At 62.4% G+C, this 23,225-nt stretch carries 18 protein-coding genes; all 18 read left to right on the forward strand.

The features are described from left to right. The first annotated feature begins 33 nt into the window (after window positions 1-33). The 18 genes from miaB to ACMI1Q_RS03685 all read left to right on the forward strand — a co-directional run bounded on the left by miaB (window position 34) and on the right by ACMI1Q_RS03685 (window position 23,182). Window positions 34-1,416 (forward strand): tRNA (N6-isopentenyl adenosine(37)-C2)-methylthiotransferase MiaB, encoded by a 1,383-nt coding sequence (gene miaB / locus ACMI1Q_RS03600; protein WP_419502839.1) that lies wholly within the window; start codon window positions 34-36, stop codon window positions 1,414-1,416. A gap of 36 nt (window positions 1,417-1,452) precedes the next feature. Continuing rightward, entirely contained in the window at window positions 1,453-1,860 is a 408-nt protein-coding gene (locus ACMI1Q_RS03605; protein WP_177522008.1) for a YlbF family regulator, read from the forward strand. 98 nt (window positions 1,861-1,958) lie between these two features. Beyond that, window positions 1,959-4,550, forward strand: a complete 2,592-nt coding sequence (gene mutS / locus ACMI1Q_RS03610) for a DNA mismatch repair protein MutS (RefSeq protein ID WP_419502840.1) — start codon at window positions 1,959-1,961, stop codon at window positions 4,548-4,550. A 28-nt stretch (window positions 4,551-4,578) separates the two neighbouring features. Next, window positions 4,579-6,570 carry a DNA mismatch repair endonuclease MutL gene (gene mutL / locus ACMI1Q_RS03615; protein ID WP_419502841.1) on the forward strand — a complete coding sequence of 664 codons (1,992 nt, stop codon included), beginning with the start codon at window positions 4,579-4,581 and terminating at the stop codon, window positions 6,568-6,570. Further along, entirely contained in the window at window positions 6,554-7,495 is a 942-nt protein-coding gene (gene miaA, locus ACMI1Q_RS03620) for a tRNA (adenosine(37)-N6)-dimethylallyltransferase MiaA (protein ID WP_419502842.1), read from the forward strand. The genes mutL and miaA overlap by 17 nt, the downstream gene beginning before the upstream one ends. A 37-nt stretch (window positions 7,496-7,532) precedes the next feature. Then, window positions 7,533-8,738 carry an HlyD family efflux transporter periplasmic adaptor subunit gene (locus ACMI1Q_RS03625; protein WP_419502843.1) on the forward strand — a complete coding sequence of 402 codons (1,206 nt, stop codon included), beginning with the start codon at window positions 7,533-7,535 and terminating at the stop codon, window positions 8,736-8,738. Between the two features lie 120 nt (window positions 8,739-8,858). Continuing rightward, window positions 8,859-9,296, forward strand: coding sequence for a cell division protein SepF (locus ACMI1Q_RS03630; RefSeq protein ID WP_330058484.1), 438 nt, complete (start codon window positions 8,859-8,861; stop codon window positions 9,294-9,296). Next, complete coding sequence (locus tag ACMI1Q_RS03635; RefSeq protein ID WP_419502844.1) at window positions 9,280-10,077, forward strand: YlmH/Sll1252 family protein; 798 nt, start codon at window positions 9,280-9,282, stop codon at window positions 10,075-10,077. The genes ACMI1Q_RS03630 and ACMI1Q_RS03635 overlap by 17 nt, the downstream gene beginning before the upstream one ends. A 40-nt stretch (window positions 10,078-10,117) precedes the next feature. Then, window positions 10,118-10,906 carry a DivIVA domain-containing protein gene (locus ACMI1Q_RS03640; protein WP_419502845.1) on the forward strand — a complete coding sequence of 263 codons (789 nt, stop codon included), beginning with the start codon at window positions 10,118-10,120 and terminating at the stop codon, window positions 10,904-10,906. A gap of 56 nt (window positions 10,907-10,962) precedes the next feature. Beyond that, window positions 10,963-13,752, forward strand: a complete 2,790-nt coding sequence (gene ileS / locus ACMI1Q_RS03645) for an isoleucine--tRNA ligase (protein WP_419502846.1) — start codon at window positions 10,963-10,965, stop codon at window positions 13,750-13,752. Between the two features lie 114 nt (window positions 13,753-13,866). Next, window positions 13,867-14,394: a signal peptidase II gene (gene lspA / locus ACMI1Q_RS03650; RefSeq protein WP_417025441.1), complete on the forward strand. Its 528-nt coding sequence runs from the start codon at window positions 13,867-13,869 to the stop codon at window positions 14,392-14,394. Beyond that, entirely contained in the window at window positions 14,381-15,307 is a 927-nt protein-coding gene (locus ACMI1Q_RS03655) for an RluA family pseudouridine synthase (protein WP_419502847.1), read from the forward strand. Before lspA ends, ACMI1Q_RS03655 begins: the two co-directional genes overlap by 14 nt. Next, entirely contained in the window at window positions 15,304-16,122 is an 819-nt protein-coding gene (locus ACMI1Q_RS03660; protein ID WP_330058497.1) for an HAD family hydrolase, read from the forward strand. The genes ACMI1Q_RS03655 and ACMI1Q_RS03660 overlap by 4 nt, the downstream gene beginning before the upstream one ends. 124 nt (window positions 16,123-16,246) lie before the next feature. Then, complete coding sequence (locus ACMI1Q_RS03665; RefSeq protein WP_394979943.1) at window positions 16,247-16,582, forward strand: ComEA family DNA-binding protein; 336 nt, start codon at window positions 16,247-16,249, stop codon at window positions 16,580-16,582. Window positions 16,583-16,604: 22 nt separating this feature from the next. Then, window positions 16,605-18,764 carry a polyphosphate kinase 1 gene (gene ppk1 / locus ACMI1Q_RS03670; protein ID WP_419502848.1) on the forward strand — a complete coding sequence of 720 codons (2,160 nt, stop codon included), beginning with the start codon at window positions 16,605-16,607 and terminating at the stop codon, window positions 18,762-18,764. Window positions 18,765-18,973: 209 nt separating this feature from the next. Beyond that, window positions 18,974-21,790, forward strand: a complete 2,817-nt coding sequence (locus ACMI1Q_RS03675; RefSeq protein ID WP_419502849.1) for an N-acetylmuramoyl-L-alanine amidase — start codon at window positions 18,974-18,976, stop codon at window positions 21,788-21,790. Window positions 21,791-21,914: 124 nt separating this feature from the next. Continuing rightward, complete coding sequence (locus ACMI1Q_RS03680; protein ID WP_419502850.1) at window positions 21,915-22,766, forward strand: M23 family metallopeptidase; 852 nt, start codon at window positions 21,915-21,917, stop codon at window positions 22,764-22,766. Continuing rightward, window positions 22,763-23,182, forward strand: a complete 420-nt coding sequence (locus ACMI1Q_RS03685; protein WP_419502851.1) for a peptidase — start codon at window positions 22,763-22,765, stop codon at window positions 23,180-23,182. Before ACMI1Q_RS03680 ends, ACMI1Q_RS03685 begins: the two co-directional genes overlap by 4 nt. Window positions 23,183-23,225: the final 43 nt, after the last annotated feature.

Raw genomic sequence — 23,225 nt, forward strand, 5'->3', positions numbered from 1 at the left:
AAAAACAACACCCAAGCGGAGGGAAACGACCCATTGGAGATCCTTCATTTTGAACACAACGAACAGGCGGCGCAGCTCATCGCCTCGTTCTACGACACCCCGCCTCTGGCCTATATCCACTCCTTCGGCTGCCAGCAGAACGTCAACGACGGCGAGAAGATCAAGGGCGTGCTGGCGGATGTGGGCTTCGGCCTGTGCGACGCGCCGGAACAGGCGGACCTCATCCTCTTCAACACCTGCGCCGTGCGCGAGCACGCCGAGCAGCGGGTGTTCGGCAACGTGGGCGCGCTGAAGAGCCTCAAGGAGAAAAAGCCCCGGCTCATCATCGGCCTGTGCGGCTGCATGGCCCAGCAGCCCACCGTGGTGGACAAGCTGCGCCAGAGCTACCCCTTTGTGGACCTGGTGTTCGGCGTGAACGCCATCGACACCCTGCCCCAGCTGTTGGTGCAAAAGCTCACCGGCGGCAAAAAGCGCCTTTTGCAGACCCCGGTGGAGCGGGCGGACATCGTGGAAGAGGTGCCCATCCGCCGCGATTCTGACTTCCGGGCCTGGCTGCCCATCATGTACGGCTGCGACAATTTCTGCACCTACTGCATCGTGCCCTATGTGCGCGGCAGAGAGCGCAGCCGCCGCCCCGAGGACATTCTGGCGGAGTTCCGCCAGCTGGTGGAGGCGGGTTACAAAGAGATCACCCTGCTGGGCCAGAACGTGAACAGCTACGGCAAGGGCCTGGAACCCCGGGTGGACTTCGCCGACCTGCTGACCATGCTCTGCCAGGTGCCGGGGGACTACCATCTGCGTTTCATGACCAGCCACCCCAAGGACGCCAGCCACAAACTCATCGACGTCATCGCCGCCGAAGAGCGCATCTGTAACCACCTGCACCTGCCGGTGCAGAGCGGCAGCGACCGCATCCTGAAAGAGATGAACCGGCACTACACGGTGCAGCAGTATCTGGAGCTCATCGACTACGCCAAAGCAAAAATTCCCGACGTGACCTTTTCCAGCGACATCATCGTGGGCTTCCCCGGCGAGACCGAGGAGGACTTTGAAGCTACGCTGGAACTCATTCAGAAGGTGCAGTACATGCAGCTGTTCACCTTCATCTACTCCAAGCGCACCGGCACCAAAGCCGCTTCCATGCCCGATCCGGTGACCCACAAGGAAAAGACCGAGCGCATGGCCCGCCTTCTGGCGGTGCAGGAGAAAATCGCCCACGCCGAGACCGCGGCGCTGGTGGGCGGCACCCAGCGGGTGCTGGTGGAAGGCCACAGCCGCACCCCCGGCACCCTGGCCGGGCGGCTGACCAACAACCTTGTGGTGGAATTTGCGGGCGATGAAGCCCTCATCGGGCAGTATGCCCGGGTGCATTTCACCTCCAGCAAAGGCACCATTCTCAAAGGTGAACTTGTGTAAAACAAAAATACTTTACAGCTAAAAAGGAGAACTACCATGGACGTGATCGACCTTTTCAAGAAAGCCGCCGCCGCTCTTCAGACCGACGAGCGTTATCTGGCCCTGGCCGCGGCCCGCAAGGCCAACGATGAAGACGAAGCCCTGCAGGACATGATCGGCGAGTTCAACCTGGCCCGTATGGACCTGAACAACGAAATTTCCAAGGACGAGCGGGACGACGCCCGCGTGGCCGCCCTGAACGCCAAGGTCAACGACCTCTACGGCAAGATCATGGCCAGCGAGGGCATGGTGGCCTACAACGCCGCCAAGGCGGACGCCGAGGCCCTCATCAGCCACATCGACGCCATCATCAACACCGCCATGAACGGCGGCGACCCGATGCTGGTGGAAGCGCCCTCCGCCGGCTGCAGCGGCAGCTGCGCCTCCTGCGGCGGCTGCGGCTGAGCGAAATAACCATTTCAAACGGCGCGGCGGCTCCTGCCGCCGCGCCGCCCTTTCATAGAAGGCCCCTTTCAAAGAAAACAGGCAGGTGAAGCGCAACAATGGCGGAACTTTCCCCCATGATGGCCCAGTATTTTGAGATCAAGCAGCAGCACAAGGACGAGATTCTGTTTTTCCGGCTGGGCGACTTTTACGAGATGTTCTACGACGACGCGATCCTCGCGTCCAAAGAGCTGGAGCTCACCCTCACCGGGCGGGACTGCGGCCAGCCGGAGCGCGCGCCCATGTGCGGCGTGCCCTTCCACAGCTATGAAAGCTATGTGGCCCGGCTCATCGCCAAGGGCTACAAGGTGGCCATCTGCGAGCAGATGGAGGACCCGGCCCTGGCCAAGGGGCTGGTGAAGCGGGACGTCATCCGTGTCATCACTCCCGGCACCGTCATCGAGAGCAGCATGCTCCAGGACGACAAAAACAACTACATCTGCAGTATATACTTGGAAGGGGACAAGGCCGGCGTCTGCTTTGCCGACGTTTCCACCGGCCAGACCTACGCCACCCAGCTGGGCGGCGCATCGGTGAGCGGCCAGATCATCACCGAGCTCTGCCGCTATACCCCCAGCGAGGTGCTGTTCAATGAGGCGACTCTCTCGCTGAAGGACGTCACCGCCTACATCAAGCAGCACATGGCCTGTGCGGTGGAACTGATGGAAAATGAGGCCTATGCCGACGCCCGGGACACGCTGCAGGCCCAGTTCGGTGATGAGGGCTGGCCTTCCGGCGGCCTTTCCCGGGACGGCCTTGCCGGGCTTGCGGTGGCGGGCCTGCTGACCTATCTGGGCCGCACCCAGAAACACGGCGTGGAGCGGCTCAAGACCGTTGTCAGCTACGCCGAAGCCCAGTATATGCAGCTCTCGCCGGTGACCCGGGCCAACCTGGAACTGACCCAGACCATGCGCGGGCGGGAAAAGCGGGGCACCCTGCTCTGGGTGCTGGACAAGACCCAGACCGCCATGGGCAAGCGCCTGCTGCGCAGCTGGCTGGAACAGCCGCTGGTCAGCGCACCGGCCATCAACGACCGGCTGGACTGTGTGCAGGCTCTGTTCGGCGACAGCGTGCAGCGGGCCGAGATCATCGAGACTCTAAGCCACATCTTTGACATGGAGCGCCTGATGACCCGCACGGTCTACGGCAGCGCCACTCCCAAGGAGGTCTATGCGCTGGCCGCCACCTGCGCCCAGCTGCCCGGCCTGCGGCAGCTGACCGAGGGCTTTGACTGCCCGCAGCTCAAGGCGCTGGCGGTGCAGATCGACCCCCTCACCGACATCCACGACCGCATCGTGGCGGCCATCAATGAAGAGGCTCCCTCCACATTGAAGGACGGCGGCGTCATCCGCGAGGGCTTCTCGCCGGAGGTGGACGAACTGCGGGACATCGTTCACGGCGGCAAGGGCTTTTTGTCCCAGATGGAGGCAAAGCTCAAGGAAGAGACCGGCATCCGCACCCTGAAGGTGGGCTTCAACCGGGTGTTCGGCTATTACATCGAGGTCAGCAAGTCCTTCACTGACCAGGTGCCCGCGAACTTCGTGCGCAAGCAGACGCTGGCGAACGCCGAGCGCTACATCACCGAGGACCTGAAAAACCTCGAGAACAAGATCCTGGGCGCCAGCGAGCGGCTGCTTGTTCTGGAGCGCAAGCTGTTCGAGGAACTGCTGTTCGACCTCTCCGCTCAGCTCAGCCGCATCCAGTCCACCGCGGCTGCGGTGGCAAAGCTGGATGTGCTCACCGCGCTGGCCCAGGTGGCGGCGGACAACAACTATGTCCGCCCCACGGTGGACGAGGGCAGCGAACTGCTCATCCGGGAGGGCCGCCACCCGGTCATCGAGCGGATGCTCAAAGGCAACCTCTTTGTGCCCAACGACACCACGCTGGACTGCGGCGAAAACAACCTGCTCATCATCACCGGCCCCAACATGGCGGGCAAATCCACCTACATGCGCCAGAATGCGCTGATCGCGCTGATGGCCCAGATCGGCAGCTTCGTGCCGGCAAAGGAATGCCGCGTGGGCGTGGTGGACGCCATCTTCACCCGCGTGGGCGCTTCCGATGACCTGTCGGCGGGCCAGTCCACCTTCATGGTGGAAATGACCGAGGTGGCCCAGATCCTGGAGTATGCCACCCGCAAGAGCCTGGTCATTCTGGACGAGATCGGCCGCGGCACCTCCACCTTCGACGGCATGAGCATCGCGCGGGCGGTGGTGGAGCACATCGCCGGCAAGATCGGCTGCAAGACCCTGTTCGCCACCCACTACCACGAACTCACCGAGCTGGAAGAGCAGCTGCCCGGCGTAAAGAACTACAACATCGCCGTGAAAAAGCGGGGCGACGACATCACCTTCCTGCGGCGCATCGTCCGCGGCCCTGCCGACGACAGCTACGGCATCCAGGTGGCAAAGCTGGCCGGTCTGCCGGACGAAGTCACCGAGAGGGCCAAGCAGGTGCTCAAGACGCTGGATGCCGCCAGCCAGAGCAATAAGCGGGTCACCCAGCTGGACTTTGAGGCGCTGGAGGCGATGAACAGCCCCGCAGTGCCCAGCGAAATGATGGACAAGCTGAACGCGCTGGACGTGGAGACGCTGACCCCCATCGAGGCGCTGAATTTCCTCTATGAACTGAAAAAGACCCTCGGCAACTGATTTTACTTAGGAAAGGGGAGACGGACCCATGGCCGTGATCCATGTGCTGGACAAGCACACCGCGGAGCTCATCGCCGCCGGCGAGGTGGTGGAGCGCCCCGCATCTGTGGTGAAGGAACTGCTGGAAAACGCCATCGACGCAGGCGCCACCCAGGTGAGCGTGGCCATTGAAAAGGGAGGCGTTTCCCTCATCCAGGTCACCGACAACGGCAGCGGCATCGAGGCGGAGTATATCTCCACCGCCTTCATCCGCCACGCCACCAGCAAAATCTCCTGCGAGCAGGACCTGGAGAGCATCCACACGCTGGGCTTCCGGGGCGAGGCCCTGGCCTCCATTGCCAGTGTGGCAAGGGTGGAGGTGCTCACCCGCACCGAGCCGGACGAGTTCGCCTGCTGCTACCGCATCGAGGGCGGCGAGGAACTGGGCATGGAGCCGGGCGCGCGCCCTGTGGGCACCACCATCACCGTGAGGGACCTGTTCTACAACACCCCCGCCCGGATGAAGTTCCTGAAAAAGGACGCCAGCGAGGGCGCGTTCGTGGGCGAGACGGTCAGCCGCGTCGCCCTTTCCCACCCGGAAGTGTCCATTTCTTTCGTCCGTGAAGGAAAACAGCTTTACAAAACACCGGGAGACGGCAGCCTCAAGAGCGCGGTCTATGCCGTGCTTGGCCGGGACTTTGCAAAGGATCTTCTGCCGGTGCAGGACGAGAGCGGCGGCTACCGGGTGTCCGGCCTTGTCACACCGCCCCGGGCCTGCCGGGCCAGCCGCGGCATGCAGTTCTTCTTCATCAACGGGCGTTTCGTCAAGAACCGCACCATGATGGCCGCGCTGGAAAACGCCTATCGGGGCACCCTGATGCAGGGCAAGTTCCCCGGCTGTGTGCTGGCGCTGGAAATGCCTGCCCAGCTGGTGGATGTGAATGTGCATCCCGCCAAAACCGAGGTGCGCTTCTCCCGCGAAAGCGACGTGTTCGACGCGGTCTACCGCGCGGTGAAGTCGGCGCTGGCCCAGCCGGGCAGCGGGGAACAGCACTTCACTTTTGCAAAACAGACGGAACTGGAAGAGCCGGCGCAGAAGGTGGAACAGCTGGACCTTTCCACACCTGTAAAGCAGCCGACGCTTACACGCATCACGCCGCCGGTCACCGCTGCCACAAGGCCGGCGGCCACAGTGTCCGGGCTGAGCGGATGGGGCGGCGAACCCGCCGCGCAGCGCCCCGCTCCCGCCGTCCGTCCGGCGTTCACCGCCGCCCCGGTGCAGCGGGATTCTCTGCGCTCGGAGCCTCTGCCTTTGAGCACCGTGCCCTCTGTGCAGCCCGCACCGCGGCCCGCGGAGCCTGCGACGGTCCGCCCTGAACCTGCTCCTGTTTCCGAGCCTGTCCAAGAGCAGTTTCAGGCGATGCCTGCCGAGCCGCAGGCTGCGCCCGCCCCGCAGGAGAAAACCGGGGAAGCGCCGCTGGAATACGTCGGCGAGGTGTTCCGGACCTACATCATCACCCAGCGGGGGGACGAGCTTTGCCTCATCGACAAGCACGCCGCCCACGAGCGCATCCTGTACGAGCAGCTTGCCGCCGGCTACGGCGCGGCCAGCAGCCAGCTTCTGCTGGCCCCGGTCACGGTGAACCTTTCCGCCCCGGAAAAGGCGGCGCTTTTGGAAAACGCCGACCTTTTGAACGACGCGGGCGTGCAGGTGGACGATTTCGGCGGCAACACCATGCTGGTGCGTGCGGTGCCGGCGGATGTGCCGGTCACCGATGTGGAGGGCCTTCTGTGCGAACTGGCGGACCGCCTTGCCCGGGGCAGCCGGGAGACGGTGAGCGAAAAGACCCAGTGGGTGATGCACTCCATCGCCTGCAAGGCCGCCATCAAGGCGGGGGACAAGTCCGACCGGCGGGAGCTGATGGCCCTGGCGCAGGACATTCTGAACGGAAAGGTGCCGCCCTTCTGCCCCCACGGCAGGCCTGTGGTGCTGAAACTTACCAAAAAGGAGCTGGAAAAGCAGTTTGGCCGATTGGGATAAGATGCCTGTGGTGGCCGTGGGCGGCCCCACCGCCAGCGGAAAGACCGCTTTTTCGGTCCAGCTGGCAAAGCGCCTCGGGGGCGAAGTGGTCTGCGCCGATTCCATGCAGATCTACAAAGGGCTGGATGTGGGCACCGCCAAGGCGACCCGGGAGGAAATGCAGGGCGTGCCCCATCATCTGATGGATTTTCTGCCGCCGGAAGAGACCTTCAGCGTGGCGGATTTTGTGGAAGCGGCGAACCGGGAAGTGCAGGCCATCTGCGCCCGGGGCAGGCTGCCCATCCTGGTGGGCGGCACCGGCCTTTACATTGAGAGCTTTTTGAACGGCGTGCGCTTTGCCGAGCAGAAGGCGGACCCCGCGCTTCGGGAAAAACTGGAGCGGGAGGCCGCGGACCTCGGGGCGCAGGCCATGCACCAAAAACTGGCGGACGTGGACCCGGACTATGCCGCCACAGTCCACCCCAACAACGTGGGGCGGGTGGTGCGCGCGCTGGAACTTTATTATTTCACCGGCAAGACCATGAGCCGGCAGCGGGCGGAGTCTCTGCCCGAAACGCCGCCATTCGATTCGCTGGTGTTCTGCCTTGCGCCTTCGGACCGCGCGCAGCTCTACCGACGCATCGACACCCGGGTGGACCGCATGCTGGAAGCGGGACTTCTGGAAGAAGCAAAGCTGGTGTTCGAGAACCGCGGGCGCTACCGCACGGCGGCCCAGGCCATCGGCTACAAGGAGTTTTTTCCTTATTTTGAGGGAACGGCGGACCTTGCCGCCTGCGCGGACAAACTCAAGCAGGCCAGCCGCAACTACGCCAAGCGCCAGCTGACCTGGTTCCGGCGGATGCCGGACGTTGTGTGGCTGGACCCCGGTGACGAACAGCTGGTGCAGCGCGCGGAGCAGGTGGTGCGCGAGCATTTCGGTTTATGAGCGGCACTGCCGCAAAGAGGGAAAGGGGGAGAAGGACATGAAAGCTTCGATCATCAAATACGGCATCATCGCCGCCTTGGGCCTTGCCGCGGCCTATCTGGCGGTGCAGATCTTCACAGTGCTGGACCGACCTTACCGCACCGAAACGGCCATCCTTTACGATATGTCCGACAGCCTTTCCTGCGGCGGGTATCTCGTCTTTGAGCAGTCGGAGGTGCCCGGCGAGGGGCAGATGGGGTATCTTGTCTCCAACGGCGAGCGCGTGGCAACGGGCACCCAGGTGGCGGAGATCTATTCCGACCCCAGCCAGGCCCGCGCCCGCACCGCCCTCACCGAGCTGGACGCCCAGCTGGAACTGCTGGAGCGCAGTGAAAACACCGTGGGCACCGATGTGGACGTTCTGCTGGCCCAGCGCCAGTCGGCGCTGTACGACCTGCTGGACGGCCTGGACCGGCAGAATTACGAGGAGATCTCCTCCAAAAGCAATGAGTATCTTCTGGCTTTGAACCGGCTCCAGATCACCACCGGCGCGATCCGGGATTTTTCCGGCGCGAAGGAGCTGACCGCCCAGGAGCAGGCGGTGCAGCAGGCAAACCTGGGCAGCCCTGCGGCGGTTACCGTTTCCACCGGCGGCTACTTCGTGGCGGCGGATGCGGCCCAGATGCTGCTGTACAGCAAAGACGAACTGGATAACATGTCCGCCGCGGAGATGGCCGACGCCCTGCAGCAGGGCGCGGGCGTGGGCGAAGTTTCCGGCGCGGGCAAACTGGTCACCGATTATAAATGGTACTTCTACGGTGTGTGCACCGCGGAGGAAAGCGAAAAGTTCGAGGGCGTCACCAGCGTGGACATCAGTTTCCCCGGCGCGGCGGAAAAGGTCCTGCCCGCCACGGTGGAGAGCGTCACGGTGGATGAAGACTCCGGCCTTGCAAAGTTCGTTCTCAGCTGTGAATATGTGGGCGCGGACGTGCTGAGCCTCGCCTCGGCCACCGCCCGCATCGACTTCGAATCCTTCAAGGGCGTGCGGGTCAGCGCCAAGGCGCTGAACATCGTGGACGGCGAAAAGGGCGTCTATGTGAAATACGGCAATCTGGCGCGCTTCCGCAAGATCACCGTGCTTTATCAGGACGACGAGTACATCCTTGTACCGGAAGGCGGCAAGGTGGGCACCGACAACGAGGTGCGTCTGTTCGACGAGGTCATCGTGGAGGGCACCGACCTCTATGACGGCAAAATCCTGTGAATATAAGGCAATGTTGTGTTTCTTTGTTGACAGAAACACTAAAAATAGCGATAATATATACTAACTGATGATATGTTTTCGGATGAAGCGTTCATCATTTTCGGAAGGAGATACGGAACGATGCTCGACGGGCTTAAAAGATTTCTTGGTGTGAACGAAGAGGACGACGGTTATTACGACGACAACGAGGACATGTTCCCCCAGCGCAGCGCTGCGGATGACGACGGCTATCAGCCCGAGCCCACCGGCAAGCGGAACAAGGTGGTCAACATCAATGCCACCACGCAACTGCAGGTGGTCCTGGTCAAGCCCGAACGCTTTGACGACGCCAGCACGGTGGCCGATCACCTGAACGCGAAGCGCACTGTGGTGCTGAATCTGGAAGGCACCAACAAGGAGGTCTCCCGCCGTCTGGTGGACTTTTTGTCCGGCGTGGCCTACGCCAACAACGGCCAGATGAAGCGGGTGGCCAACAGCACCTTCATCATCACCCCCTACAATGTTGACATCATGGGGGACCTGCTGGATGAGTTAGAAAGCAATGGCGTATTCTTCTGATGAGCGGCAGCGGGGTTACATCCCGCCGCAAAACGATCAGGAGCGCCTTGTCATGCGCCGCGCCCAGGACCTCTGCCGCATCGCAGAGAACCGGGGCGTGGCCCGTTACAGCGGCTTTCTGTCGGATCGGGAGCAAAGTCTGGCCAAGGCCGCAATGAACCAGGCCGGCTGCACCTGGGCCGCCTTTGAGGGCGGCTATCCTGCAGCCGAGCGCAAACTGCTGTGCCTCGAACCGGCGGGCGCCTCGGGCGAACCGCCGATTTGTTGCGTTTTGATCCGTTGCGCGGGCGCGGGCTCCGACGCACCCGCCCACAAGGATTATCTTGGCTCCGTTCTGGGCCTCGGCCTTGAGCGGGAGTGCGTGGGCGACATCCTGCCGGACCCTGACGCGCCCGGCACCGCGTATGCCTTCGTGCTGGAGCGGGTCGCGCCGCTCATCTGCGATGAACTCGCCAGCGTGGGCCGGTGGACGGCCCGGGCCGAGCGGTTTGAAGGGCAGCTGCCGGTGCAGCCTGCCCAGCGGGAGAGCAAAACCGCCACCGTCTCCTCCCTGCGGGCGGACGCGGTGCTGGCGGCCATGCTCCGCTGCAGCCGCGGTCAGGCAGAGGCCCTTGTGCGGGGCGGCAGGCTGGAGATAAACCACGTTCCCGTGACCAGCGCCCATGCGGCTGTGTATGAGGGCGATGTGTTCACCGTGCGGGGCATGGGCCGCTTCAAGCTGGAGGCCCTGGGCGGCAAGAGCCGCAAAGACCGGTTGTTTATTCAATATTTCCAATATTGACGGCACTGTGCCGCCACTTTCGCCGAAAGGAATGATCTGAATGATTTCACCCCAGGAGATCCGCACCGTAACCTTCGACAAGGTCATGCGCGGCTACCGCCCCGAAGACGTGGACGCGCTGCTGCAGCAGCTGGCCCAGCAGATGGAGCAGCTGCAGGCGGAAAAAGAGAGCGCCGAGAAAAAGCTGTATGTCCTGGCCCAGAAGGTGGAGGAGTACCGCAAGGATGAGGACAACCTCAAGACCGCGCTGCTCAACGCCCAGCGCATGGGCGAGAACGTCATAAAAGAGGCCAAGCAGAAGGCCGAGTCCATTCTGCGGGAAGCGGGCATCAAGTCCGAGGACATCACCCGCGCCGCCCTGGAGCAGGTGAGCGAGGAGCAGCTGGAGCTGGAGCGTGTCAAGGCGGAAGTGGCGCAGTTCAAGAACAATGTGCTGAGCCTCTACAAGCAGCACATCGAGTCTCTGAGCACCCTGCCTGGCGACGAGCCCGAGGAAGCGGAAGAGGAAGTTCCCGCCCCCGTGGAGGAGACGGTGGAGCCCGAGCCCGCGGCCGCGCCCGAGGAGCCGGAGACTCCCGCGGAGGCCGAGCCCTTTGGCCAGACCTTCGACGCCGCCCCGGAACCGGACGACCCCATCAGCCGCTTCCCGGACCTGAGCGCTTTGTACGGCATGCAGGCCCAGGAGGAAGAGCCCTCCGCCGAGGAGCCGGAGGAGGAGCCCACCCGGACCTTTGTGCCCGGTCAGACCCGTCCCGCCGCGCCTCAGCCCGAGACCCCGCCTGCTTCGTCGGTGTTTGAGGGCTTTGAGGGCATCAAATTCAGCGATTGATCCCGGCGCGCGCCAAAAACGCGCAGCTCATTTGAGGAATAGGAGTGTAGTTACCAGTGCCACAGGATTACAACAGCACGATCAACCTGCCCAAAACTTTGTTTGACATGCGGGCGGGTCTGCCCAAGAAAGAGCCGGAGATGCTCAAAGAGTGGAATGCGGACCATCTTTATGAAGAGCTGATGAAGCACAACGAGGGCAAGCCCCGCTACGTGCTGCACGACGGCCCTCCGTATGCCAACGGCAACATCCACATGGGCACCGCGCTGAACAAGATCATCAAGGACATCATCGTCCGCTACAAGAACATGACCGGCTTCCAGGCCCCTTATGTGCCCGGTTACGACACCCATGGCCTGCCCATCGAGCTGAAGGCCATGAAGCAGCTGGTGGGCAAGGGCGAGATCTCCAAGCTGGAGCTGCGCAAGGTCTGCCACGAGTTCGCCACCGAGCACATCGACATCATGGGCGAGCAGTTCCAGCGCCTGGGCGTCATCGGCGATTTCAAGAATCCCTACCTGACCCTCAAGCCCGAGTTTGAGGCCCGTCAGATCGAGATCTTCGGCGAGATGGCCAAGAAGGGTTACATCTACAAGGGCCTCAAGGCCGTGTACTGGTGCCCCGAGGACCGCACCGCCCTGGCCGAGGCGGAGATCGAGTACGGCGAGGACGAGTGCGATTCCATCTACGTCCGCTTCAATGTCACCGACGACCCGAACGGTATCCTGGTCAAGCGCGGCATCCCCATGGACAAGGCCTGGTTCGTCATCTGGACCACCACCACCTGGACTCTGCCCGCCAACGTGGCCATCTGCCTGAACCCCGACTATGACTATGTCTTTGTCAAGGTGGGGGAGGACTATCTGGTGATGGCCGAGGCCCTGGTGGAGAGCACCATGCAGGCCTGCAAGATCGACAGCTACGAGATCGTGGGCGAGCCCATCAAGGGCAGCGAGCTGGAACTGATGCAGGTCCAGCATCCCTTCCTGGACCGCAAGAGCCTTGTCATCCTGGGCGACCATGTCACGCTGGAAAGCGGCACCGGCTGCGTGCACACCGCTCCTGGCCACGGCGTCGAGGACTTTGAGGTCTGCACCAAACACTATCCTCAGGTGCCGGTGATCGTGCCGGTGGACGACGGCGGCTTCCTCACTGCCGAAGCCGGCCCCTTCAGCGGCCTGAAGGTGTGGGACGCCAACAAGGTCATCCTGAAGCACATCCAGGAGAGCGGTCATCTGCTGGGCGTCCAGCACATGACCCACCAGTATCCTCACTGCTGGCGCTGCCACAGCCCCATCATCTTCCGTGCCACCAAGCAGTGGTTCTGCTCCATCGACGCCTTCAAGGAGGACGTCTACAAGGCCATCGATCAGGTGCAGTGGTTCCCCGGCTGGGGCCACGACCGCATGATGGGCATGGTGCGCGACCGCAGTGACTGGTGCATCAGCCGCCAGCGCACCTGGGGCGTACCTATCCCCGCGTTCTACTGCAAGAAGTGCGGCAAGTATCACATCACCGACGAGACCATCAAGGCGGTGAGCGACCTGTTCCGCCGCGAGGGCAGCGACGCCTGGTACAAGTATGAGGCCAGCGAGATCCTGCCCGCCGGCTACACCTGCGAGTGCGGCGGCACCGAGTTCGAGAAGGACAAGGACATCATGGACGTCTGGTTCGACTCCGGCTCCACCCATGTGGCGGTGCTGGAGGAGCGCCCGGAGCTGCATTGGCCCGCCGACCTGTACATGGAGGGCGGCGACCAGTTCCGCGGCTGGTTCCAGTCCAGCCTGCTCACCAGCGTTGCCACCCGGGGCGTTGCGCCCTATAAGAACGTGCTGTGCCACGGCTGGGTGGTGGACGGCGAAGGCAAGCAGATGCACAAGTCCGCCGGCAACGGCGTGGAGCCCAGCGAGATCATCAAGGACTTCGGCGCCGACATCGTCCGCCTGTGGGTGGCTTCCAGCGACTACACCGTGGACGTGCGCATCAGCAAGGAGATCATCAAGCAGCTGAGCGAGGCTTACCGCAAGATCCGCAATACCGCCCGGTTCATCCTGGGCAACCTGAACGGCTTCGACCCCCGCACCGATCTGGTGGCGGACGATGCGCTCACCGAGCTGGACCTGTGGGCGCTGGACCGTTTGGATCAGCTGAACAAGACCGCCCGCGACGGCTACGACAGCTTTGACTTCCACAAGGTCTACCATGCGGTCTACAACTTCTGCGTGGTGGATATGTCCAACTTCTATCTGGATGTGGCCAAGGACCGGCTGTATTGCAGCAAGGCGGACGCTCCTGCCCGCCGCGCGGCGCAGACCGCCATGTTCCGCATCCTGGTGGACCTCACCAAGATCATTGCCCCCATCCTGACCTTCACCAGCCAGGAGATCTGGAGCTTCGTGCCCGACTTTGACGGCAAGCAGAAGTACGTGGCCTTTGAGGACATGGCTGCCGCCGGCGTTTGGGCTCAGAGCGAAGAGTTCCGCGCCAAGTGGGACCGCATCATCGCCGTGCGCGACGATGTGAAGAAGGTCCTGGAGCAGGCCCGTGCCGAAAAGGTCATCGGCTCCTCTCTGGAAGCCAAGGTCACCCTGTGCTGCGCGCCCGAGATGGCCGCGTTCATCGCCACCATCCCCGTGGAGCAGTGGGAGGACCTGATGATCGTCTCCCAGCTGGAAGTTGTGGAAGGCGAGGGCGGCGCTCACGGCGAAGTGGAAGGCCTGGGCGTTGCCGTGCAGCACGCGGAAGGCGAGAAGTGCCAGCGCTGCTGGAAGTACACCGCCGACATCGGCTCCGACGCGCAGCATCCCTGCCTGTGCGCCCGGTGCGCTGCGGTGATCGCAGAATAAACAGTTTCTAAAAGCGGCGCGCTGAGTCGCATCGGCAACGGTGCGCCCGCGCCGCTTTTGAACTATCACAGAGCCGGCCGCCTCAGTGGCCAAGCCGGAAGTGGGAGGCTTTTCTTGATTTCAGCACTTATCACCATCGTGGCTGCCGCGCTGTTGGTGGTCATTGACCAGAGCATCAAGCTCTGGGCCACCGTGAACCTCGCGCCGGTGGGCAGCATGCCCCTGATCCCCGGCGTGGTGGAACTGCGCTATTATCTCAACGACGGCGCCGCGTTCAGCATCCTCCAGGGCAAACAGACCTTTCTCATCCTGTTCACCGGCGCGGCGCTGCTGGTGGTGGCGTGGTATCTTCTTTTCAAAAAGCCCGCGAAAAAACTGGAGTACATCGGCTGGCTCTTCGTGCTGGGCGGCGGCATCGGCAATCTGGTGGACCGTGTGATGAACGGCGAAGTGGTGGACTACATCAATCTGCTGTTCATGAACTTTGCTGTGTTCAACTTTGCCGACATCCTGGTGTGCACCGGCATCGGCCTGTTGCTGCTGGGGCTTGTCCTGGACGAAGTCTCCGCCCGCAGAAAGAAGCAGGAAGAGGCGGCCCCGAGCGCGGCAGACCTCCCGGAGCAGAGCGATGGAACGGTTTGACATCTTTGTTCCCGCGGAGTGCGCCGGCCAGCGAGCCGACCGCTTTCTCGCCGACCTGGAAGAAATTGAACTGACCCGAAGCGCGTTGCAGCGCCTTTTTGAGCAGGGGCTGGTGCAGTGCGGCGAAAAACCTGTGGCAAAGAACCTGAAGCTGAAAGCGGGCGACCACCTGACCGTGGACCTGCCCGACGCAAAACCGCTGGAGGCTCAGCCCCAGAACATCCCCTTGGAGATCATCTATGAGGACGACTATCTGCTGGTGGTGAACAAGCCCAAGGGCATGGTGGTGCATCCCGCGCCCGGCAGCCCCGACGGCACGCTGGTGAACGCGCTGCTCTACCACTGCGCGGGTCGGCTTTCCTCCATCGGGGGCGTGGTGCGCCCCGGCATTGTGCACCGCATTGACAAGGACACCAGCGGCCTGCTGGTGGTGGCCAAAACCGATGCCGCCCACGAGGGCCTGTGCGCCCAGATGGCGGTGCACAGTGTGGAGCGGGTGTATGAGGCGGTGGTCTACGGGCGCTTCAAGGAGCCGGAAGGCTTTGTGGAGGCGCCCATCGGCCGCCACCGCACCGACCGCAAAAAAATGGCGGTGGTCCCTGATGGAAAGTACGCCTATACCGGCTATCAGGTACTTGCACAGTATAACGGCTTTACACACATTGCCTGCCGCTTGAAGACGGGCCGTACCCATCAGATCCGGGTGCACATGGCCAGCATCGGCCACCCGCTGGCGGGCGACAGCGTCTATGGCCCGCGGGACTGCATCAAGCGGCTGAACGGGCAATGCCTTCACGCCCGGGTGCTGGGGTTTGAACACCCTGTCACCGGCGAAACGATGCACTTTGAAAGCCCTCTGCCCGATTATTTCACAGACTTTCTTCGCACTCTCCGAAAGGAGCCGGAATCATGATCGAATCTCTTGCGGACCTTCTGGTCGTCAGCGATATGGACAACACCCTCCTCACCGCAAAGGAGGGCGTTCCCTCCTGCAACCGGGTCACCATCCAGCTGTTCTGTGAGCTGGGGGGCCGGTTTACCGTGGCCACCGGCCGCCCGGTGGAGTCGGTGCGTGCGGCGCTGGGGGACCTGGCCTTGTCCTGCCCGGCCATCACCTGCGGGGGCAGCGTCCTTTACGACATGCAGGCGGACAAGCCCATTGAAAAGCATTTTCTGCCCCGGCAGGGGGCCACGCAGGTCATTGAGACTGTCATGAGCCAGTTTGCCGACATCGGCGTGGAGATCATGGTGGAAGAGGGGAAACTGTACATCGTGCAGGCCAACCGCTACACCCAGGCCCACGTGCAGGAGGAGCACATGCACAGCGTGCTCTGCCCGCTGGACCAGGTGCCCGACAATTGGGCCAAGGTGGTCTTTGCGGCGGACCCTGTGACCCTTGCCTCCCTGCAGGCCTTTGCCGCCAGCCTCACGGTGGAGGAAATGTACTTTCTGCACACTAATCTGATGTACTTCGAGATCATGCCCGCCGGGGTGAGCAAGGCGCAGGCGCTGCGGCGGCTGTGCGCACTGCAGAATATCCCGCTGGAAAACACCGTTGTCATCGGAGATTATTACAATGACATCGACCTGATGCGTGCCGCCGGGCACGCGGTGGCGGTGGGGAATGCCCCCACCGAGGTGAAACTGGTGGCGGACGAAGTGGTCTCCAGCTGCCGCAGCGGCGGCGTGGGGGAGTACCTTTACAGCCTCATTCGCCGTTATACCTGACCCAAAGCCCCTTGACGCCCGTTTTTGGTGCGCCAACGGGCTTTTTTTACAAAGATTTCGGTTTTTCGCAATGGGAAGATATGCTATAATGACTCTGTAAACTCCGAAATGGGGGAAGTACTGCATGAAGAAGGCACTGTTGACTGCCGCGTGCTGTGCCGCTGCATTGACGATCCTTTTGGGAGGCTATTTCTGTTATGCGCCGTTCTGGCAGCCGGATTATGCGCCGGTCTCACCCGAACCTTTCTCGGTGGAGCAGGTGCTGCGGATGGACCTGAACACCGCCACGGAAGAGGAACTTCAAAGTGTGCCCGGCATCGGTGAGGAAATGGCCCGGGCCATCCTGGAATACCGGGAAGACTTCGGCGGCTTCATCATCGTGGACCAGCTGTTGCTTGTGGACGGTGTCAGCACCAGCGACGTGGATGCGTGGCGGGACTATTTCTACATCGGAGAATGATTTTTGAGGAGGGAAACTGACGATGGAACCCCAACGTCAGAGCGTATTCATCAACCGGGAGCTGAGCTGGCTGGATTTTGACCGGCGCGTGCTGGCCCTGGGCAAGGAAAAAACGGTTCCGCTGGCGGAGCGGATGAAGTTCACTGCCATCTACGGCAGCAATCTGGACGAGTTTTTCATGGTGCGGGTGGGCTCGCTCTATGACCGCACGCTGCTGAAAAACGAGATCACCGACAACAAGACCAAACTCACCGCCGCCCAGCAGCTGGCGGCCATCATGCCCAAGACCGCCGACCTGCAGCAGCAGTGCGACAAGATCGTGGTAAAGCTGCGCCAGCATCTGGCCGAGCAGGGCTATGTGCGCATCGACTTCCAGAACCTGACCAAAGAGGACGAGCGCTTTTGGAAAAAGTATTTCCTGAATGAGATGCTGCCCGTCCTTTCGCCTCAGATCATCGACCACCGCCACCCCTTCCCGTTCTTGCGCAACCAGGAAATTTACCTCTGCGCGACCCTGAAGGCAAAGGGCGATGACGCGGTCTCCTATGGTCTTATCCCCATCAGCAGCCAGTTCGACCGTATGCTCTACCTGAAAAAGGACGAGCAGCTGCTCTATGGCCTTGCAGAGGAGCTCATCCTGCGCTTTGCGGACCTCGTTTTCCCCAAGGGGATGTTGCAGAAAAAATGCCTTTTCCGGGTGACCCGCAATGCGGACATCGACGTGAAGGAGGGCATGTTCGACCAGGACATCGACTACCGCCAGGTGATGAGCGAACTGCTGAAAAAGCGGCGCAAGCTGGCCGCCGTGCGGCTGCAGTTCTGGAACGAGCCGCCCCAGGAAGTGGCCAAATACCTGTGCGAAAAGCTGATGCTGCCGGAAAAGCAGTGCTTCTATCAGGAAAGCCCGCTGGACCTCTCCTGCTACTTCAAGCTGGCGGCTCGTCTGCAGGCGGACGGACGCACCGACCTGTTCTACCCGGTGGCAAAGCCCATGCAGGCGCCCGCGAACTTCAAGCTGGGCGAGGAGGCAAAGCACCGGGATGTGCTCATTGCTTACCCTTATCAGAGCATGCGCCCCTTCATCAAAATGCTGATGGCCGCAGCCTACGACCCGGACGTGGTCAGCATCAAGATGACCCTTTATCGCATGGCCAACAACTCTCAGATCGTGCAGGCGCTGGTGGCTGCTGCCGAAAACGGCAAGGAAGTGGTCACCATCGTGGAACTGCGGGCCCGGTTTGACGAGCAGAACAACATCGACTGGTCCAAAAAGCTGGAGGAAGCGGGCTGCACCGTTATTTATGGCCTGGATGACTACAAGGTCCACTCCAAACTGACCCTCATCACCCGGCGCAGCAAGGGCCGCTACTTCTACACCACCCAGATCGGCACCGGCAACTACAACGAAAAGACCAGCGAGCAGTACACCGACCTCTCCTTCGTCACCACGAATCAGGAGGTGGGCGAAGAGGCGGCCGCCGTCTTCAACAATCTGGCGGTGGAGCGCCTCACCGACGACACCGAGCACCTCATCGTGGCGCCGCTGCATTTCAAGAGCGTGCTGCTGAAAGAGATGGACACCGAGATCGAAAAGGCGCGTCTGGGCCAACCTGCCCGCATCATCCTGAAAAACAACTCCATCAGTGACAAGAACATCATCGAAAAACTGGTGGAGGCATCCCAGGCCGGGGTGCCCACCGACATGATCGTGCGCGGCATCTGCTGCGTGCAGGCGGGCCTGCCGGGGCAGACCGACCATCTGCGCATCCGCAGCATCGTGGGCCGCTATCTGGAACACTCCCGCATCTACGCCTTTGGCGAAGGGGAAGACCTGCGCATCTACATGGCTTCGGGCGACTTCCTCACCCGTAACACCGAGCGGCGGGTGGAGGTGGGCATCCGGGTGGATGACCCCGCCATTGCAAAGCAGCTTTGGGACATCCTGCAGCTGCAGCTGGCTGACAACGTGAACGCCAGAGAGATGCGCCCCGACGGCAGCTATGCCAAGGTGAAGCCCGCCGAAGGGCAGCCTTTGGTGGACAGTCAGATGGAATTGTACAACTATTTCAAGGACGGATTCACTGCCACAGCGCCCGCCGCGCCCGACAAAAGGGCAGGCAAGGAAGCGCCGGCCTCCGGCGGCTTCTGGAACAAGCTGCGCAGCTGGCTGCACCGCGACTGAACAGAATTGCACGATGAAAAGCCGAACGCCTTTACAGGTGTTCGGGCTTTTTCTTGCGCAAAATCGCGATAGAATCGACCTGTAAAGCCATTCTACTAAACAGATTGAAAAGCTGGGAAAATGTCGCCTTTTGCTTGATTTTGTCCCAAAAACCGTATAGTATGGGGGTATGACAAGAAATACAAGTTATTATGAAGGGAGGTGGGCATTTGCAGCGCACACTGCGGCGGATCGCCGCCGGACTGATCTGCACGATGCTGCTGGGCAGCGGCGCGGTTTTTGCTGAAGAAGAGACCACGACGCAGGCAGCGTCCACGACCGAGATGAAGGCGGTGGTCCTCCAGGCGGGTCAGGATTTTGACCCGGCCGCCGGGGAGAGCGAGTGCAAGGCACAGCTGGACGCGGCGCTGGCAAAGGTAGCGGAGTACGGCATGAACGCTGTGCTGATACCCGCCAATACCGCCGACGGGGCGCTTTTTGCCGGCGAAAGCTGGCCGATGGCCTGCGATTATGATCTGCTTGGTTATGCGGCCGAGGCGGCACGGGGGCAGGGGCTTGCCTTTTATGTGATTTTCGATGCTTCCTGCGGGCTGGACGAACAGGGGCAGTATGGCGCACGCGCAAACCTGAGCGCCTCGGCCATCCAGACCACCGCCGCCGTTCTGGGCGAGATGGTGGGCAGCTGCCAGCCCGACGGCGTTTACCTGACCGGCTATTACAACCAGAAGACCGCCGAGAGCATGAGCCTCTACCGCAGCGAGGGCGCGTCCATGGGCTATGACAACTGGGTGCGGGAATGTGTCAGTTCCCTCGTTGTGAACGCATCCGCAGCGGTCAAGGGCGCAAAGCCGGACGCGGTGTTCGGCCTTGTGACCGACCCGGTGTGGGCCAACCAGTCCACCGACCCTGCGGGCAGTGCCACATCGGCGGAGTTTGAGATGTCCGCCGACGGCTATGTGGACCTGAACGCCATCTTCGCCTGGGCCGACGTCGATCAGGTGATGGTGCGCTGCACCGGCTCCCTCACCGATGAAGCCCAGAACTTCAAGACGGTGCTCACCTGGTGGGCGCAGACGGCCTCACAGCACGGGGCGGGCGTTTCCGCCTGGATCTGCAACGACCGGCTGGGCGGCGACGAACCCGGCTGGAAAGCGCCGGATCAGGTGATGCGTCAGATCATCGAGACCCGGGCGGTGGATGGCTGCGTGGGTGCGGCCTATGGTTCCCTCGGTGCGCTGGAACAGAACGTGGGCGGCTCCACCGACGTGTTGCTGCGCTACTACGCGGACCAGATCGAGGAGCAGGACATCCTCACCGACCTGACCGTCAGCACCCCGGAAAAGCGCACCTATACCACCCAGGAGCCTCAGGTGAACTTCTACGGCGCTTCCGACCCCAACTTCCCGCTGACCCTCAACGGCAAGGAACTGCAGCGCAACAGCGAAGGCGTGTTCAGCGTGGAGATGGACCTGGAACCCGGGCTCAACACCTTCACCTTTGAGCACAAGGAAAAATCCGTTGTCTACAAGATCACCCGCGAGGTGGTCATCATCCAGGAGGTCTCGCCCTCCGGCAGCATGACGGTGGAAGGCTCCACTCAGGTGGGCATCACCGTCATGGCCTACTCCGGTTCCACCATCACCGCCAGCCTGGGCGGCTCCAGCGTGACCCTCACCGAGCAGGAGCTCACTGGCGATTCGGCGGACGGCAACACCTCCAGTTATGTGCCTTACAAGGGCACCATCGCCGTTCCCGCGGCCACTGAAAGCCAGCAGGATGTGGGCAACATCACCGTCAGCGGCACCTGGTCCGGCGTCACCCAGTCGGCCAGCGGCGCGCGGGTGTATGTGGCGGCGCTGCCTCAGCAGGCGCCCAATGTGGAAGGGCAGAAGGGCCACCTGGTGGAAGTCACCGCCAGTCAGGCCCGCACCTACCCCGCGGGCGTTCTGAACAACGACCCCAACGGCAGCTGTTTCCCGCTGCCCAAGGGCACGGTGGATTACATCGTCAGCGACAAGCTTACTTATTATGACGATACCTATGGCAGCGGTGAGTACTATATCCTGGGCAGCGGCGTGCGGGTGAGCGCCTCCTCGGTGAGCAGCCTGGGCGAGGCGGAATGGCAGATGTCCTCGCTGAGCGGGGCGTCCAGCTGGGCGGACGGGCAGTATGTCTATGTCGGCTTTGCCCGCTCCGGCCGCAAGACCGCCTACACCGTGTCCTTCGACGGTGTGGGGTATTCCTCCTCCGGCGGCGTCAACAGCTTCTCCGGGGCCACCAGCATGGTTGTCACCCTCAAGGACACCAGCGCTGACACCGCCGCCCCCAACCTTGCATCCAACAACCTGCTCAGCGGGGTGAGCCTCTCCCAGCAGGGCAACGACACGGTGATCCGTTTCGATCTGCGCAAGGCGGGCTCCTTCCTGGGTTACCGGGCTTACTACGACGGCGACAACCTTGTGTTCCGCTTCAACCAGATCCCGAACGGGCTCTCCGGCGCGAAGATCTATCTTGACCCCGGCCACGGCGGCTACGACGGCGGCACCTCCATCAGCGGCATGTACACCGAGAAGACCCTCAACGCCGACATTGCCAACCGCGTGGCGGACATCCTCCGCAGCCGCGGCGCCACGGTGCAGGTGACCGACACTTCCAGCTACGTCTCGCTGGACAGCCGGGTCAGCCAGTCCCAGAGCTTCAGCCCGCATCTGTTCGTGAGCATCCATCACAACGCCGGCGTTTCCAGCGCGAAGGGCACAGAGGTGTACTACTTCAATCCCTATTCCCGCCAGCTGGCAGCTAACCTGTCCGGCGCGGTGGCCGGGGCGCTGGGCACCACCAACCGGGGCGACAAATACGGCGCGTATCGCGTCACCACCCACATGGATTTTCCGGCTGTGCTGGTGGAATGCGGCTTCCTCACAAACCCGGACGAGCTGAGCAAGCTTCAGAGCGACAGTTACAAGAACGCCATCGCCACTTCCATCGCCGACGCGATCCAAAGCACACTGAACTCCATGCTGTGAGATGAACGGCGGGGCCGCTGCAAAGCGGCCCCGCCGTTTTCGCGTTTTGTGGACGTGCCATTTTTTCTGTGTACGGCGCATAAGAATAGATTATAACGCACAGGGAAAAGAGGAGCCGTACACCATGTGGGAGAAAGCACAGGAAATACAATATCCGCCCATCCTGCCGCAGGCAGGGGAGATGAAGGCTGCGCTCACGCCGCCGCTCACCCCCAAGGAAAAACAGCGGCCGAACTATATCCTGCGGGTGCAGGTGCTGCTCTGTCTGCTGGCGGCGGCCGCGGTTCTGGCAATGAGCCGTGTTGCGCCCGAGGCCTACCGGCAGTGCGGTGATGCTTTCCGCGCCGCGATGGACAGCGGGGTGGAGCTGAACGGGCAGGAGCAGCTGCTCAAGTTCACCTCCGAGACGGTGAGCAGCCTGCAGGCGGGCGCGCTGGATGTTATGGCCCGGCTGGAGCAGGTCACCGGCGCGCATCAGCCCGACGATGAGCAGGCTCCCGAGCTCACCGGCGCGGGCGGGCAGCTGGCGGCCTTCTGGCCCTTCGTGCCGGAGGGGAACTCCACAAAGTCCTATCAGCCGCCCTTTGAACTGGCGCTCCCGCTGGAAAGCTTTTATATCACATCGGACTATGGCTGGCGCAAGCACCCGGTCACCGGCAAAAGCGACTTTCACACCGGCGTGGACCTGGCCGCCGCCGAGGGCACGCCCATCCGGCCCGCGGCCGGCGGTGTGGTGCAGAAAAGCGAATACAGCGATTCCTACGGCAACAATGTGGTCATTCTTCACAGCGACGGGGTCACCACCCGCTACTGCCACATGCAGTATGTGTTCGTGCGCCAGGGGGAGACGGTGGATGAGAGCACCGTCCTGGGCACGGTGGGGCAGACCGGCATGGTCACCGGGCCCCACCTGCATTTCGAGCTGCTTTGCGATGGAGTGCGCTACGACCCGGACAAGGCGCTGGGGCTGGCATGAGGCACCTGCGCTTGCGCCAGCCGGTGCTGCTGCTGGCGGCGCTGTGGTTCGTGCTCTACCGGGACCACAGCGGCCTTGTGCGGGTGGGGCTGCTGGCGGCGCTGCTGCACGAGTGCGGCCATGTGGCGGCGTGGCTGGCCATGACGAGAACTCTGCCGGTGCTCTCCTTTTCACTGCGGGGCATCGGGCTGAACGCCTCTGCGGCGCGCCTTTCCCGCCGCCAGACCTTTTTGCTGGCGCTGGCCGGGCCGCTGACCAATCTTCTGCTGTGCGCCGCAGCCCTTGGCAGGATGCAGCTGGCCGCAAGCTACTGGGGATACTTCTTCGCGGCGGCAAATCTTGCCACCGGGCTGTTCAATCTGCTGCCATTGGGCGACCTGGACGGGCGAAGGATGCTGCAAAGTGTCCTGCCGTGATTGCATTTGCGGGTCGAATCGGGTACAATAAACAGGAATCAAA

The sequence above is a fragment of the Candidatus Allofournierella excrementavium genome, from assembly GCF_048526665.1.
Lineage (GTDB): Bacteria > Bacillota > Clostridia > Oscillospirales > Ruminococcaceae > Allofournierella_A > Allofournierella_A excrementavium.

Coding starts and splice junctions, on each gene's coding strand:
- ACMI1Q_RS03605 (WP_177522008.1), top strand. CDS start 1,453: ATGGACGTGATCGACCTTTTCAAGAAAGCCGCCGCCGCTCTTCAGACC.
- mutS (WP_419502840.1), top strand. CDS start 1,959: ATGGCGGAACTTTCCCCCATGATGGCCCAGTATTTTGAGATCAAGCAG.
- mutL (WP_419502841.1), top strand. CDS start 4,579: ATGGCCGTGATCCATGTGCTGGACAAGCACACCGCGGAGCTCATCGCC.
- ACMI1Q_RS03625 (WP_419502843.1), top strand. CDS start 7,533: ATGAAAGCTTCGATCATCAAATACGGCATCATCGCCGCCTTGGGCCTT.
- ACMI1Q_RS03630 (WP_330058484.1), top strand. CDS start 8,859: ATGCTCGACGGGCTTAAAAGATTTCTTGGTGTGAACGAAGAGGACGAC.
- ACMI1Q_RS03635 (WP_419502844.1), top strand. CDS start 9,280: ATGGCGTATTCTTCTGATGAGCGGCAGCGGGGTTACATCCCGCCGCAA.
- ACMI1Q_RS03640 (WP_419502845.1), top strand. CDS start 10,118: ATGATTTCACCCCAGGAGATCCGCACCGTAACCTTCGACAAGGTCATG.
- ACMI1Q_RS03655 (WP_419502847.1), top strand. CDS start 14,381: ATGGAACGGTTTGACATCTTTGTTCCCGCGGAGTGCGCCGGCCAGCGA.
- ACMI1Q_RS03660 (WP_330058497.1), top strand. CDS start 15,304: ATGATCGAATCTCTTGCGGACCTTCTGGTCGTCAGCGATATGGACAAC.
- ACMI1Q_RS03665 (WP_394979943.1), top strand. CDS start 16,247: ATGAAGAAGGCACTGTTGACTGCCGCGTGCTGTGCCGCTGCATTGACG.
- ppk1 (WP_419502848.1), top strand. CDS start 16,605: ATGGAACCCCAACGTCAGAGCGTATTCATCAACCGGGAGCTGAGCTGG.
- ACMI1Q_RS03680 (WP_419502850.1), top strand. CDS start 21,915: ATGTGGGAGAAAGCACAGGAAATACAATATCCGCCCATCCTGCCGCAG.
- ACMI1Q_RS03685 (WP_419502851.1), top strand. CDS start 22,763: ATGAGGCACCTGCGCTTGCGCCAGCCGGTGCTGCTGCTGGCGGCGCTG.